This is a genomic window from Photobacterium rosenbergii, from assembly GCF_003026455.1.
Lineage (GTDB): Bacteria > Pseudomonadota > Gammaproteobacteria > Enterobacterales > Vibrionaceae > Photobacterium > Photobacterium rosenbergii.
Genome location: NZ_PYMB01000003.1, coordinates 94,842 through 109,925, shown reverse-complemented (window position 1 = coordinate 109,925; position 15,084 = coordinate 94,842). Strand labels below are relative to the sequence as shown.

Here is a 15,084-nt window from a genome sequence, read left to right as displayed (position 1 = left end):
GCATCAGTCACTAAAATAGCAATTATTTCATTTCACTATGTACTTTTTAGTTACCAATAACAGGTATTTCAGCACAACGCTGCTTGAGTTTATCGACAAATAGCCTCGCCCCGAAGCTTAAATCCCGATTCGGGTAAACCGCATACATAGAGGGTTCAAAAGGAAAACGCATATCCGGTAATAATTGCACCAACTCACCCCGCTCGATTTCACCACTGAGGTTCTGGTCTGTGACAACGGTGTAATACATTCCCGCCAATGCACTTTGAATCAAAGACTCAGGCGAACTTGATTTGTAGAGAGGGTTCATAGACACCGATTGAATCCGATCTTCTGCGTCATAGTATTGGATCTTATCTCTCACTACACCTAGCCTGGCATAACAAGCAGATGGTAAGGCAACTAACTGTTCGATAGTTTCAGGCATGCCATGGCGCTGGATGAAATCCGGGCTGGCAAGAATAACGAGGTTGGTTGAGCGGAGCTTTTGGCCAATTAGCGAGGTGTCTTGGGGCTTCCAAATCCGAATGGCCATATCAAAGTCTTCTTTTATGATATCGACACGCCTGTCATCATAGTCGACCTCAAATCGAATATTCGGGTATTCAGCCTGAATCTCTTGGATCGTCGGCAGAATAAAATTTCGGCTTAGGTGAGAAGCACAAGTCAGGCGGACTAAGCCAGTCTCAGCAGTACTATAGTTTTGAGCGAAATTATTCATCTTGTCTTCTAGCTCTTTGAGAACTAGCGCCTGCTGATAAATTACCTCTCCTGCTTCAGTCAGGGAAAGTGCGCGCGTGGTACGTTTGAGCAACACAACACCCAACTTATCCTCCAGCGATTTTATGTTTCGTGACAACAATGACGGCAGCATATCCCGATGTTTTGCCGCCTCTGCAAAGCTCTCAAACTTTACGACATCGACAAAGGCCATCAGTTGTTTGTTTAATTCAATCGCCACGAAAACACCTTCATTTCACACTAATCTAAACTCCATTATGCACTATTTGGTACACAGTAAGACATAATATGTCTGCGACACTATGATCATAAAGACAATGCCTATCACCCTCTATAAAGATATTTTTGCCCTCAAACCAAATACCACAGCACTATCTTCGCTAGAGAAAGCGGGATCTTTGATAAATTGAATATCCGGGGTAATTTGTAGATGTTTGCCAAATTGCATGTTGTAGAATACCTCAGCAGTCTCGATAAGCAGCAAGCAAGCCACTTTCACCTTCAAAGGCTTGAACGTGACGCCATTCTCAGAGATCAAGTTTTCTCTGGCCTGGACGAAAGTCGATTGCAGAGCTTGTCAGCATTCATAGGTGGAATTTTTCAAATACCGTACCGCGACTTATGGTGTGATGTACGGATAATTTTATTCGATGAGGACGCCACTAAATGGCCAAAAAGAGCAAAGAACATGCTGAGCTGATGAAAGCTCGTGTTCATGAAACCATCTTAGAAATGGTGCTGGAAGGTGGGCCATCAGACCTAAGCTACACGACACTTGCAGAACAACGTGTTGGAATGTTCACGAATGGGCGTGAAGCATTACGCGAGAACCCGAAATGCAATACTTGAATGTGTCCTGGATGATGTTTATGGCGCTAGGGCGAAAAAGCTAAATTTAGGTTCTCCAGAATTGCTTTTTCGAGCTGGGAAGCCGTTATTGATGATCCTACGTTCAAAAATTGCTTTGTATACTTTGTTGAGTACAGAAAAGTGTCAGAAATGGTCGATCGCCTTATTGGTAGCGTTTTGCGTAAAAAAGCCGGTTCCGAAAAGGCTGTAATTAGCCTGCTAGGAAAATCGCTTATAGCCATGCGATAAAAACCGGATTTATGGAAAAGGGCTCTCAGAAGGGACTTTTTTGACCCACGCCTATATAGCCCCCTTCCTGAAAGGCTGGCTATTATAGGGCCCGATATAAAGTGGGCCGTATATAGGCCCCGCCTTGTAGGCACCCCGTCTAGAGCCCCCCTTATTATTGGCCTATAGCTCCCCCACTTATTCAGCACCACCAATAGCCCTACCATTTACTATTACAATTAAGTCTATATCTACAATCACATATCAGTGGTAGTGTGCTGTGGTCTCAATCACTCATATATTGTTTATGCTAGATATTATGTGTGTCTTGGTTTAGCCATCCATTCCTTCGGGCGGCAGCGTATGCACTCCCGTGTTACTTACTTGCTCGTTCGTAGTCACCAAGGCACATCTCGAAGTAATCCTGGCTGGTCCGATACTTGTCGCGCTGATCGTTGATGGTTGGCTGAATCTGTTTCGACCAACCGGCACCATACTTTTCTTGTCCGCGTTTCATGTAACCAAGGCCAGTATCTTCATGCCATGTTCCCTCGTCCCACATACTCCGGTCATACATCGTGTCAGAGCAAACGATGTGATAAGCCATATTGCTTATCGTTGCTTTCTCAAGCCCGGCATTGGAAGTGGTTGAGGCCAGTAAAGCAATGGTGATTAGTGGTAGTGTCTTCATTTTTTGTTATTCCTGGGTGGCAAAGTCTTTTACTTTTGGGTAGTTCTTGCTGCTAAACCACTGATCACCATTAACGGCGTAGTAAGTCTCTAGTTCTGCTGTAGAGCTGTGCGTCCCGCATGTAAGCATGTAATCAATAGCTATGTGGTCAACAGGGCCAATATTCTTGATTACACGGTAACCGATGTAATCAGCGGAACATTTGCCGTCCTTGTTAACTCGCTCCATCGTGTTGGCTAGGACTTGCTTTGCTGCCTCTTCCTTGGTGCTGTGAGCTGCATATAATGAAACACCAATAAAAATACCTATCCCGATCAGGATGCTAACTAGGCTTTTCACTTTCGATTCCCCTTTGTGTGCATCGTAATACGCTCGACCTTCTTACCACGCTTATCGATGAACGTGTGCTTGCACTTTGTGGTTAACAGGTTAGATTCAACAACTTCGCTTTTAACCTTCTTGACGTCGTGCATCTTGCGGATATCCTCCGCCCCATATCGGCAGTCGCCCCACGCTGTAGCATTGGCAGCGGCTGAAGCAATTAGAACCAGTGTGATTTGTAGATATTTCATTTGTTACTCCCTTAAAATTGCGCTGGATACCAGCCAACAGGGCAGGCAAATGCGTTGTAAGTTCTAACCTCGCCACTTATTGAGCCTACTTTCTTGCACTGAACGGAACCGCCAAGCATTGATGTTCTGGCCGCGTTAGCTTCCTTTGCTGCTTGTACGTGTGCTTTCTTCATTTCGTGTTGACGCTGGGCGTTAACCTGCATTTGATTGTAATGGCTTGCTGCTTCGTTGTTCCTGTTGGCAATCTCAAACTTGAACTTTCGACAGCCATCTGCCAATTGCTCAGGGGTTGCTTGTACGGTCAGATAATGGTTAAAAGTCTCGTTGTATAAAGCGCCAACCTCTGGAGTCATGTTCCAAGTGTTAGCAAGGTAAACAACGCTCCTTTGAGCTTGAGCTGCGTATTCAGGGGAGAAGATCCCCTCGTTGAAACATCGCTTTGCACCACCTGCAACCGATGCCAAATGCCTAGCTATCTGTTCTGGCATATCAGGCTTTTCTGGGGTTGTCTGGCATCCAGACAGCACCAAAGCAGATACCACCGCGATAATCAAAGCCCTCATTTCTTTGTTTCCTTAACTGCCTTTGAAACTGGGTTTTTCTGCACAGACCAGTAACAAATCTTTGCCTCACCTGACAAGGAAAAAGAATGAATTGGTAGACCAGATGACGCTGCAATTTTACCTTTCTTACACTCGGTTATTTCTGCTGAAAGTGTTGGAGCTGATGCCATAATTGACAGTGCTAGTAGTAGCTTCTTCATTGTCTTGTCCTTACTTGCAAAGCTTGTCGATGAGAATGTTATGTGCCTAAACAGTCTTGCTATTAACGTGGCCAATAATAATCATGATGATTGCTACCACTTCGCAAAGAGCAGAACCAGTAAACAGAAACGAGACCATATCCATGTCTGGGCGATAGTCTCCAAGCTCAGACATTCCAAAGAGAGCAAGAACAACACCAAGGACTAGAACACCATACCCTATTCGATGGGAGTCCACTTGCTCCAACTTTCCATCCTCTAGGGCATACCCATGAGTCATGGTGGATTCTGCACTATCAGAGCCTCGAAGGTATGCATCAATTGCATGTGCTGGCTCCTTCGCCTCGATGTCCTTCTGGTAGGTCCAGCCCTTCTCCTCCCAGTACAGCTTTGCATCGGTGGTTGGCTCAGTAGCCTTAGTCTCACCATTTTTGGTAACAATTGTGTATATGTTCATCGCCCCTTACTTCGTACTTGATACGTATTAAGCTTATTAAAAACTTTCCTACCTAACAGAACCAATAGGCTCCAGTTAGTAATTTTGCTCTGGTAACGGTATAGCTTTTTGTGATTTCGTTTATCAGAATCCCCTGATACCCATTTAATTTCTCGGGCCTGTTCAAACATGGTGTTGGTGATGTTTCGGTAGGTGTTCTTTACACCATCCAGCTCGAAGACAATCTCGTTTGACCGACCGCCTGATCTGGACTGAGGCATTTTTATTAGGATGTTGAATATTGATGCTCTCTCGTCGCCCTTTATGCGTACATAATACGGTATAATCACAGTGCGTTCAACGGTTATTTTTAAATCAAACCAAAATAGGTAGTGGTACAGAGGCTATCAAGGCTTGTAGCCAATCAGGTTTGTTTGCCTGTACCATCGGTAAATATTCGCACCGCCAGAATGGTACTCAGCTTTGGCGTAAATCTTCTCAGGCGACGACGCTTAACCTGCTTCATTTTACACCTCCGTTTATCCAGTCTTTTTGTTGGGAGTAAGTCAGGCTAGTGGCTTGGCAGACTAATTTCTTGCTCAACTCTCCAGAACGAAGGGCTTTCTTAAGATGACAGAGTTTGGTCTCGTCTAGGTGATGGTGAACAATGTCAGGTCTTGAGTTACGGAGGGAATCGGCCATGCTCCATTCGATGATGCATAGCCACTAATGGATAACCTCGCTTTCAGATCGACTAACCATCTCCATGATTAGCTCAAGATCATCAGGGCCAAAGTGAGTTGATACGGCATGGAGTGATATTAGGATTTCGCCTTGGTCAATGCTTGGCAGACAATCAAACTCACCCTCGATGAATGTGTCCACCATGGCTTTGATTAGGCAGCATGGTATTTCCCATGTTCAGAACACTGATCGTGGTTATCAAGCATGTCTTGCCAAAGTTCCTCGGTCAAGACTTCGTCCATAGCGCTGTTTGGTGGAATCGGAAAAGTGACTAAGTCATTACCACCCCAGTTAATATTACCATTTCTACGTCGTTCATTATTATTATCAACACTTTATTAGTGTTGAGCACGGTTGAGGGGAAATAATAACGCCAAGTGGCAGCGCCTTCAATCAGAAGGCTATTCTATATTTCATAAAGGGCATTTTAAACTAGAAGTAACCTAGGTCTACTGGTTTGTTCATTCGTCTTGCTTCCTATTAAGCTCCAACGATTCGACTGATGATGAATAGTGCTGCCACCAAGAAAACCAGACCAGCTCCCAACGCCTCACCCTGACGTTTGGCTTCCTTCAATGCTGGGATTGATTCCGCCTCAACCTTGGCGCAAACTTCTTCCATTGATGGCTCAGTTGGTGGTGTTCTCGGCTTCTCATTTCGCTCTTCCTCGGTGTAAGTCCTGATGACCGGCGTTGTCTTTAGTAGCGGCTCAAACAGATCATCGACGAAATCATCGTCATTAAAAATGTCGTCAAGCTGGTTCTTGATAAGCATCTTCTGGCGAATAGCGGTGATCTTCTCCATCGTTTCTACCTGAAAGTCGCCATGGCGCCCTAGGTAGTCTTCAAAATCAGTTATCTCTTCGGTTCCGCTTAGCTGGTACTGCTCAACAACCGACCGAGCAAGTTCCTTAATCTCGTTGCGGATATCCTTAAACCCGAACTCTTTGGCTCCTTCTGACGCATCATGAAGGCGACCGATGATGTCCACATAGAAATCTCCAACCTTTTCCCTCGGGTCGATCACTTCATCATCACCAACCTGATCAAACTCATCGAGGTAATTGATGATTTCCTTTAGCGGAGCGCTGAAGTATTCCCGACGGTCGTTTACTCTAAATTCAGAGAAATTCTCGTGACATTTTTGCTCTATTGCCAGAGCTTCCCCTTCATCCACTTCGATTGAGTGAACGACCACTTGCTCCATGATTGAGCCTGTAGCCGATGAAACCTGCCTTGCTCTTGTTTCAGGATCATTGGTCGTCATGCCAATCTTGTAAATCTTTGCGCCAGTATCTTGGGTGGCTGTGCCGGTATCTAGCACATATACAAACTCACTCATCTCGTCTTGTTTCCAGTCCCGCCTTGAATGTCGTACATGGTACGATTATTATACAGTACAATCAACCGTTAACCGCCCAGCTACTTTCTAGGCGTTTCTTTCTGGTTTTGGTTGCGCCCAAGAGCAAGCCTGCATGAGGCCCACAGAGCGATAACTATAGATTGGCAGGCCATGGTTTCATGCCCGTTATGGCGTACCAGAGCTCTTCCTTGTAAATATAGATGTGATGGCTTGGCTTGAATCTTCTTAACTCCAACTTTGTCGGCACTCCCTAGCTAGACTTATTGCTTTTTGCATGGCAATGTTCTGAAAACGCTTACTACTTTTGTTGGTTCCGTTCAAGAGGATGATCACCCCATCCCTGCCGTACATGAAGTTAATTCTGTGTCCCTTACCGATAGTGACCCTAGCTTCCGATAAACCTCCCCTTTCTGGTCTCACATCACCAAAATTGCCCTGAGTGATTCGAAGTAGTCGGGTGTTAATCGTGGACAAGGCCCTTTCGTCCTTGATGCTGGAAAGTCACCTGTCGAAGGTGTTGGTCGTGTAGTTTTTGTTCATGTTGCTCTTCATGTTTGTCTTTTGGTCATGACATTATATGGGTCGTCATACGACAAGTAAGTAATAAAAAAACCTCTAAGGAGGGCTTTGCTAAAGTCTTGCCTGGGCATCTTTGATGGCTTGAATGGCTATAGCCAGACTGTCTTTAATTGACTTGGATCCTTTATTCTAATCGCTGACGTTGTCTGCCTTTCAGGCATTAATCATTCTACATAACTTCTTCACATCGGAAATCTCGCCATCATCGGTCAGCAGAGCAAACTCTTCCTGAGTGACTTTGATTACTATGGTTAACTTCATTACCTGCTTTGCTTCGTTGTATTTCGGTTTCTCGGTGTTAACGACGCATTTATGCCATATGAGCATTAGCTCAACAGAACCCAACCCCATCCCAAAGTCACAGTAATACGGTCTAACCTTAGTGTGGCTTTTGATTTAACTGTAGTGTGTCTATGGAAAATCGATTCGTCATGTTCTAACGATATAAATAAAATCACTGGTGTTGCTCTTTAAACAATATAAACCTGCCTACCCTGTTGGGTCAGCGATATAGCCCGTGTGGTTCGGTTCAACAGCTTTAATGCCAGTTGTGACTCAAGCTTCTTTATTTGACGTGTCACATAAGAAGCATCAGTCTCTCTAAGATCTGCAGCCCCCGTGAAACTGCCTTGGTCGACAACATCCGAGAACACTTGCAATAACTTAGGATCGACAGTCTTCATTTATCATTGTATCCATTACCCACTAACTAATCCGATAGTAGATGTGAACACATCCCTTATAAAGATATTTTTGCCCTCAAACCAAATACCACAGCACTATCTTCGCTAGAGAAAGCGGGATCTTTGATAAATTGAATGTCCGGGGTAATTTGCAAATGTTTGCCAAATTGCATGTTGTAGAACACCTCAGCAGTGATCTGTTCATCCCCGCCAAAGGCCGTTTCGTTAGTTTCCGACCAGTTGACTGCAGCGCCTAGGGTATTTTCTGGCTTGCCTAATCCGAAGTAGCCAAAACCGACACTCAATGATTTATCGTATAGCGCAACATCACCTTCAGAAATTCCACCTCTGACAAACGGCATAATGCTATCAGTCGCAAACCAACTGGCTGACACGTTAACCCCTCGTCCACCTTCGCCTGTTGCATTGCTATGAAGGGTATTTTCACCGAAATCCCAAAGCGTGACATGCACGTTATCTGTGTAGATCTGCTCTTGAGATGCCGTCCAACCCAATTCGATACTGGTAAAATACTCACTTTCATCAAACGCTGTATTGAATCCGTCCAAGATGTCATCGGATTTACCGTTAGCATCGGCAATACCGCCAATCACATAAATATTGTCGGTAAGCATGTGCCCTGCTGACAGCGCCAACACACCATCATCGGGTAACCCCATTGCACCAGCCCCTGTCGAGAACGCTAAATTTGTAAAGCCTGTCCAAGGGCTCGCTAAAGCGTAGGTATCGACATAGTCAGTCACATCCTGCCAGCCCGCAATCACACTTGTTTTGCCACCATTGAGCTTTTGTTTCCAGTGCAAATTCGTAACACGAAAGCCCTGGTCACTAAACGGTGTACCCATCATGCCAACGTAGCCTATGCCTTCAGGCCCACCGGATACATCATCAATAAACGCATAATTTTTCGGTGAGCTATCAGTAAAGGCATGACGGTGTTCAACCTTCCATACCAAACCGCCTTTGTCTTTCTCCCCCCTATTGATTAAATCCCATGAGCCATAAAAGCGTGCAGCCCCCGATGCGCGATTGACATTATTTCCCTTTGAGCCATCCGGCGAGCTAACACCAAAAACGGTGTAATCAGCGCCCAACGTAATTCCCTGTTCAGCCGCTTTTTCACGCCAACTCGGTTGTGGTTTACCCTTTGTGCGATCAGGTTTGGTTTGCTCGGGCTTAGGTAGCGTATTCTCAACAGTATTAGGGCCACCAAAGTCAGCGGCAATAATCGATTGGCTTGCCAAAGCAAATAACAAACCTACCCCTTTGGCAGTGGTATGAATTTTCATAATACAGGCACTCATTTAAGGCTAGATAGAATCAAGCTAGAGAAAAAATATTCGAGGGAAGTTGTACCCAAGCCAGATTGTGAAGCTTGGGTACATATCGCAATGTGAAATAAGGCTGAATAACCTTACAGGGTATTTTTGAAAATCTTGCCGTCTTTCATAATCAGGTCCATTTCGGTTAGGTGCGAGCCATCTGGCATCGCATCATTTTCGAACCATTGTTCGCGGCCACCAATAAGTGAAATATCTTCAAGCGGGTTACCATCAATAAGCAGCAAGTCAGCATAAGCACCTTCTTCAATCACCCCAATCTTGGCGTCTGAATATGGGTTGATCCAATCTTCCATCAACTCAGCAGGAATTCGCCCGCCCGTGGATGTCATGGCACGCAGTGCATTGAAGTTGCCGAAGAACTTGGCGTTGAGGTAAATCTCATGAGCAATTTGTTTGGCACAGATATCTGCCGTTCCGACGCAATCGGTATTAAATGCACGGTAATCGGGATCAAGCTTCTGCACATTTTCCACATACTCTTCAAATGCCGCTTGAGCACTTTCCAACTTGGCTTGGATCATCGGGTCTTGGACGACAGGTACATTGGCTAAATCAGGTGAAAATGCAGTCAGATTGGTAACCAGAAATGCCCCCTGCTCCTTGTAGAGTTTGTGTTGCTCTTCATTGAAGGTAAACCCATGTTCGATAGTCTTCACGCCATTGTTCAATGCAGATTTAATGGCCTTATCCGAATAGGCATGTGTTGCGACATATGAACCGTAGCTTGTGGCAATATCAACGGCCGCTTTTAGTTCATCGTCGGTAAATGAAGTGTACTGCCAAGGGTCAAACTTGGAAGAAACGCCGCCGGATTGGAATACCTTGGTAAATTGTGCCCCTTGGCGGTAATTATACCGGGCCTGCATTTTGATATCTTCCGCACCATTAGAATTGGACATGATATTCAAGATTTCCAAGTTCTGAGGCGAATCACTTAGACGGCGAGACTGTAAACCTACATCTGCATGGCTTCCGATTGGCGCAATGGGAGCGCCCGACGCATAGATCCTTGGCACCTCAGTTAGGCGACCATCACGCTCCATATCAGTCCATGAACCATCAGCCCCACCGACATCACGAATTGTGCCAAAACCCAAGTCCAGATACATTTCTGCAAACGACTGAGCGTGAATAGCGATTTCATTCCAGCGCATGTCATCGGTACCCAGTAACCCTTTCGGCAAAGCGAGATGCATATGGGACTCAACCAATGCTGGCATCAGCGTTCGTCCTTCGCCATCAATCACCTTAGCATTCTCTGGGGCTTTGATTTTTCCTTGCTGAATCGTCGAGATTTTATTGCCTGTCACCACAACGCTGAAATCGTTATGCAGCTTGTTTTCAATACCGTTGAAGATATTCACATTGTGAAAGACAATCACTTGCTCTGCCGCTTTGGTATCAGTCGCGTTACTGGGTGAAGCTTCATTGGACATAGGCGCAGCAACAGCAAAAGAAGAAGCCATTGCGATAGACAATGCAACTAATGATTTTTGAAAGGCAGTTTTTTTATACATAGTTCAGTCTCTTTTTTTCAAACCTGGGAAGAAATCTTCGCCAAGCTTAATCGCAAGACTGATTGTATTTTTATCAATTAGCGCCAAATATTTTTGCTTGTTTCCTGATTAAAACTCTTCGTGTAATCACTTTTTCTTCTTCGTAAGAAAACAAATGAGGTCTCCTATCGCTCCCACCAAGTAAGCAATACAACAAGCCGGTATCAAAATAACTTCCTTCCACCACGTACTTTTTTCGTTTTTATAACCGAGCTGAGAAATACAAAAAGCAATACTGATGACTGTATATACAGCCAAAAATAACCATAACCATTTCACGCTTAACTCCTTGGTTGTCGGGTAAACCAATATATGCAACTCGCACTATACACGTCGGCAGAATATTTTCCTATCTATATGAAAGTAAGGATAAAAAAAATAGCAACCCAACTTGGATTGCTATTTTCAAGAGTATTGTTAACTGGAATAGATTAACAATCGCTTATCGCATTACGGACTCGTTTGTCTGACACCGGATAAGGCGTACCCAACTGCTGGGCAAAGTAACTGACACGCAGCTCTTCAATCATCCAACGGATTTCCTTAACCTTTTCAGGCACAGGCTGACCTTTAGGGATCTTGTTCAGCAGTTCTTTATAATCAGATACCACCGACTCAATCTTCATGATGTGCATACGGTCTTTGTTAGGATCAATTGGCAGTTTTTCCATACGGCGCTCGATAGCACGCATGTAGCGAAGGATATCAGGTAGTTTCTTCCAGCCGCACTCAGTAGCAAAGCCTTTGAAAATCAGCCCTTCAATCTGTGCCTTGATATCCGATAGCGCAAATGCCATCGTCAAATCTACCCGGCCTTTTAACTTCTTATTGATGTTGAATGCTGTGGTCAGAATCTCTTCTACCTGCTTGGCAATATCTACTACCGTATCACCAAGTTCACCACGAACATGCTCTTTCAGTGTTTCGAAAGCCTCTGGTTGCCATACTAAACCGCCCTTCTCTTCGATTAGCTTATCGATACCACAGGCAATACAGTCATCAATCAAATCCATAACCCGACCATAAGGGTTGAAGTATAGACCCAGCTTCGACTTGTTCGGCAAGTTGGCATGCAGGTATTTGATCGGCGAAGGTACATTGAGCAAGACCAAACGACGCTGGCCTTGCTGCATCGCGGTACGCTGCTCTTCTTCGGTTTCAAATAGTTTGATACCGACAGAGTCTTTGTTATCAACAATCGCAGGGTAAGCTTTCACTTCGAAACCGCCACGTTTTTGCTGGTAACGCTCTGGTAACTCGCCAAAGCTCCAAGTCTTTAGCCCTTCCTGCTCGATATCATCATCGGCAACTTTGGACAGGGTTTCCTGGACCTTCTCTTTCAAGCCATCTTTCAAGCTGTAAAGATCTTTGCTCTCACGAAGCTTACGGTTACGGTGATCAACCACGCGGTAAGTGATCTTCAGGTGATCAGGTACTTGATCAAGATTCCAGTCTTCGCGCAACACCGTCACACCAGAAATTCGCTTGAGTTCTTTTTCAAGTGAATCCAGCAGTGGCATTGCCATAGCTTCTGCACGCGCAAGGAAAGCATCGGCGTAGTTTGGTGCAGGAACGAAGTTACGACGAACAGGTTTTGGCAGTGACTTGATCAGCGCAACGATCAACTCCTGACGAAGACCTGGGATCTGCCAATCAAAACCGTCAGTTTCGACCTGGTTCAAGATAGGCAGCGGCACATGCACTGTTACACCGTCACTGTCTTCGCCCGGCTCGAACTGATAGCTCAGCTTAAGCTTCAGGTTACCCTGATGCCAGAAGTTCGGGTAATCCAAATCGGTGATATGACTCGCATCGCCCTTGAACAGCATTTCGCGTTCGAAATTAAGCAGCTCGGCATTGTCACGCGAGGCTTTCTTCCACCACGTATCAAAATGGCGGCCTGAAACCACAGTGTGGTCAATTCGCTGATCGTAGAAATTAAACAGCTCATCGTCATCAATCAAGATGTCACGACGACGTGATTTATGCTCCAGCTCTTCAACTTCGCGCAATAGCTTGCGGTTTTGTTGGTAGAACTTGTGCTTGGTTTCCCAGTCCCCTTCTACCAACGCCGAACGGATGAACAGTTCACGAGAAATAACCGGATCAATCTTGCCGTAGTTGACCTTACGCTTGGCAACCACAGGAATGCCGTAAATTGTCACTTTCTCGAAGGCTGCAACGGAAGCTTGTTTCTTCTCCCAGTGCGGCTCACTGTAGCTGCGCTTAAGCAGGTGCTCAGCCAAAGGCTCCACCCACTCAGGTTGGATCTTGGCGGCAATACGGCCCCACAAGCGTGAGGTTTCTACCAGCTCGGCCACCATTACCCACTTAGGCTGCTTCTTAAAGATGCCAGAGCCCGGGAAGATGTTAAAGCGTGCATTTCGCGCACCTTGGTACTCGTTCTTCTCCTGATCTTTCAAACCAATATGCGAAAGCATACCGGCCAAAATCGCAGTATGAATACCTTGGTAGCTGGCTTCCTGCTCATTGATACGGAACTCAAGTTCTTTAACGACTTGGCTTACCTGATAGTAGATATCCTGCCACTCACGGACACGCAGGTAGTTCAGGTAATCTTTCTTACACTGGCGGCGGAACTGGTTGCCTGACAACGCTTTTTGCTGCTCTTGGATGTAATCCCACAGGTTAACAAAAGTCACGAAGTCCGATTCTTTGTCGTAGAAACGACGATGCTTTTCATCCGAAGCTTGCTGCTTATCAGAAGGACGTTCACGTGGGTCCTGAATTGACAATGCACAAGCGATGATCATCACTTCACGCAAAGAACCGTTCTTAGGTGCTTCCAACACCATACGCGCCAAACGTGGGTCAATCGGCAAACGGGCTAGCTGTCGGCCAATTGTCGACAGGCGTTTGCGTGGATCTTTCGCTTTGGTGTTAATCGCACCCAACTCTTCCAAGAGACGGATACCGTCTTGGATATTACGATTATCCGGCGCTTCGACAAATGGGAAAGCTTGGATATCACCAAGGCCAATCGCCGTCATCTGCAAGATAACAGATGCAAGGTTGGTACGAAGGATCTCTGGGTCGGTAAACTCAGGGCGTGACAGGAAGTCCTCTTCTGAGTAAAGACGAATACAGATACCTTCAGCTACACGGCCACATCGACCTTTACGCTGGTTGGCACTCGCCTGAGACACACGCTCGATCGGTAGGCGCTGTACTTTGGTTCGGTAGCTGTATCGACTGATACGCGCAGTACCCGGGTCGATAACATAACGGATTCCCGGTACCGTCAACGAGGTTTCAGCAACGTTGGTAGACAGCACGATACGGCGACCGGCATGAGTTTGGAACACTCGGTTCTGCTCGCCTGCCGACAACCGGGCATACAGTGGCAGAATTTCGGTATCGCGCAGGTTACGTTTCTCTAGCGCATCAGCAGTATCACGGATCTCCCGCTCACCGTTCATAAAGATCAGGATGTCGCCCAAGCCTTCATCGCACAGTTCGTCTACTGCATCAAAAATGGCTTGAAGTTGGTCACGATCACTATCGTCTCCATCTTCGGAAACCGGACGGTAACGCACTTCCACAGGGTAAGTACGGCCTGAAACTTCAATGATTGGGGCATTGAAGAAGTGCTTGGAGAAACGCTCTGGATCGATAGTTGCCGACGTAATAATGACTTTTAGATCTGGGCGCTTTGGTAGCAGTTCACGCAAATAACCCATGATGAAATCGATATTGAGGCTACGTTCGTGGGCCTCATCGATAATGATGGTGTCATATTGATTTAAGAAGCGATCGTTTTGGATCTCGGCCAGCAAGATACCATCGGTCATCAGCTTGACTTGGCTACGATCTGATACTTTGTCGTTGAATCGAACCTTATAGCCGACGTAAGAGCCTAGCTCACACTGAAGCTCTTCAGCAATACGGCTTGCGACTGAGCGGGCCGCCAATCGACGTGGCTGGGTATGGCCAATCATGCCCTTGGTGCCGAGTCCTAGCTCCAAACAGATTTTTGGTAGCTGGGTCGTTTTACCCGAACCGGTTTCACCGGCGACAATCACAACCTGGTTGTTCTTAATCGCCTCGGCGATTTCGTCTTTCTTCTGGCTGACCGGCAATTGCTCCGGATAAGAGATTGTCGGTCGCTGGGTTGCTCGCATCTGCACGGTTTGCATGGATTTGGCGATATCTAGCGCGATTTCGTCAAACACAGCATGCCTTGCCTGCTCTTTCTTGATTCTTGCTGCTCCTTGCACACGTTTGTGCAAACGAAACTGATCGCGCATCATGCAATCTTTAATCGCAGCTTTGAGGGTTTTTTCGTTGTTTAAAACGTTAGCCTGAGGAGTATTCGACTGAGTCAATGGAATTCCTGATATTTCAGCTGGGTATTTCACAAAATTGGACGAATTCTACCACAACTCTGTGGTTTTGCGGCATACGAGAATTACAGCCCAATTTCTTAACAAATGTTATGACATAATTTGCAGCACAAATATGACTTCAGGTATTATTTTGTCGCAACTTCATACAT

15 protein-coding genes and 1 pseudogene are annotated in these 15,084 nt (G+C 45.8%); 1 reads left to right on the top strand and 15 read right to left on the bottom strand.

The features are described 5' to 3' along the window. Positions 1-46: 46 nt before the first annotated feature. Complete coding sequence (locus C9J01_RS10295; protein WP_107298060.1) at positions 47-961, bottom strand: LysR family transcriptional regulator; 915 nt, start codon at positions 959-961, stop codon at positions 47-49. 111 nt (positions 962-1,072) lie between these two features. Beyond that, positions 1,073-1,210 (bottom strand): annotated as a pseudogene (locus tag C9J01_RS10290) (carbohydrate porin); the annotation flags it as partial. A gap of 197 nt (positions 1,211-1,407) precedes the next feature. Here C9J01_RS10290 and C9J01_RS10285 point away from each other — a divergent pair. Continuing rightward, positions 1,408-1,590 (top strand): hypothetical protein, encoded by a 183-nt coding sequence (locus C9J01_RS10285; RefSeq protein ID WP_107298059.1) that lies wholly within the window; start codon positions 1,408-1,410, stop codon positions 1,588-1,590. A 604-nt stretch (positions 1,591-2,194) separates the two neighbouring features. On the opposite strand, the gene C9J01_RS10280 is transcribed toward C9J01_RS10285, so the two are convergent. The 13 genes from C9J01_RS10280 to hrpA form a co-directional block, all read right to left on the bottom strand. Continuing rightward, positions 2,195-2,509 (bottom strand): hypothetical protein, encoded by a 315-nt coding sequence (locus C9J01_RS10280; protein WP_107298058.1) that lies wholly within the window; start codon positions 2,507-2,509, stop codon positions 2,195-2,197. A gap of 6 nt (positions 2,510-2,515) precedes the next feature. Then, the gene (locus C9J01_RS10275) at positions 2,516-2,848 is read right to left on the bottom strand and encodes a hypothetical protein (RefSeq protein ID WP_107298057.1); all 333 of its coding nucleotides are present in this window, start codon (positions 2,846-2,848) and stop codon (positions 2,516-2,518) included. Continuing rightward, positions 2,845-3,081, bottom strand: coding sequence for a hypothetical protein (locus C9J01_RS10270; protein ID WP_107298056.1), 237 nt, complete (start codon positions 3,079-3,081; stop codon positions 2,845-2,847). The genes C9J01_RS10275 and C9J01_RS10270 overlap by 4 nt, the downstream gene beginning before the upstream one ends. A gap of 11 nt (positions 3,082-3,092) precedes the next feature. Then, a complete protein-coding gene (locus tag C9J01_RS10265; protein WP_107298055.1) occupies positions 3,093-3,644 on the bottom strand; it encodes a hypothetical protein in 552 nt (183 codons plus the stop codon). Beyond that, positions 3,641-3,844, bottom strand: a complete 204-nt coding sequence (locus tag C9J01_RS10260) for a hypothetical protein (RefSeq protein WP_107298054.1) — start codon at positions 3,842-3,844, stop codon at positions 3,641-3,643. Before C9J01_RS10260 ends, C9J01_RS10265 begins: the two co-directional genes overlap by 4 nt. A gap of 46 nt (positions 3,845-3,890) precedes the next feature. Continuing rightward, the gene (locus C9J01_RS10255) at positions 3,891-4,301 is read right to left on the bottom strand and encodes a hypothetical protein (RefSeq protein WP_107298053.1); all 411 of its coding nucleotides are present in this window, start codon (positions 4,299-4,301) and stop codon (positions 3,891-3,893) included. A 501-nt stretch (positions 4,302-4,802) separates the two neighbouring features. Further along, on the bottom strand, positions 4,803-4,982 hold the full coding sequence (locus C9J01_RS29495; RefSeq protein WP_146157074.1) for a hypothetical protein: 180 nt from the start codon (positions 4,980-4,982) through the stop codon (positions 4,803-4,805). A 522-nt stretch (positions 4,983-5,504) separates the two neighbouring features. Beyond that, positions 5,505-6,365 (bottom strand): GIY-YIG nuclease family protein, encoded by an 861-nt coding sequence (locus C9J01_RS10245; protein WP_107298051.1) that lies wholly within the window; start codon positions 6,363-6,365, stop codon positions 5,505-5,507. A gap of 246 nt (positions 6,366-6,611) precedes the next feature. Further along, positions 6,612-6,878 (bottom strand): type II toxin-antitoxin system RelE/ParE family toxin, encoded by a 267-nt coding sequence (locus tag C9J01_RS30170; RefSeq protein WP_419686825.1) that lies wholly within the window; start codon positions 6,876-6,878, stop codon positions 6,612-6,614. Between the two features lie 557 nt (positions 6,879-7,435). Further along, positions 7,436-7,648, bottom strand: coding sequence for a helix-turn-helix domain-containing protein (locus C9J01_RS10235; RefSeq protein WP_107298049.1), 213 nt, complete (start codon positions 7,646-7,648; stop codon positions 7,436-7,438). Positions 7,649-7,704: 56 nt separating this feature from the next. Further along, positions 7,705-8,958, bottom strand: coding sequence for a carbohydrate porin (locus C9J01_RS10230; protein ID WP_107298048.1), 1,254 nt, complete (start codon positions 8,956-8,958; stop codon positions 7,705-7,707). 125 nt (positions 8,959-9,083) lie between these two features. Beyond that, complete coding sequence (locus C9J01_RS10225; protein WP_107298047.1) at positions 9,084-10,529, bottom strand: amidohydrolase family protein; 1,446 nt, start codon at positions 10,527-10,529, stop codon at positions 9,084-9,086. Positions 10,530-10,999: 470 nt separating this feature from the next. Next, the gene (gene hrpA / locus C9J01_RS10215; RefSeq protein ID WP_107298045.1) at positions 11,000-14,914 is read right to left on the bottom strand and encodes an ATP-dependent RNA helicase HrpA; all 3,915 of its coding nucleotides are present in this window, start codon (positions 14,912-14,914) and stop codon (positions 11,000-11,002) included. Positions 14,915-15,084 lie beyond the last annotated feature (170 nt).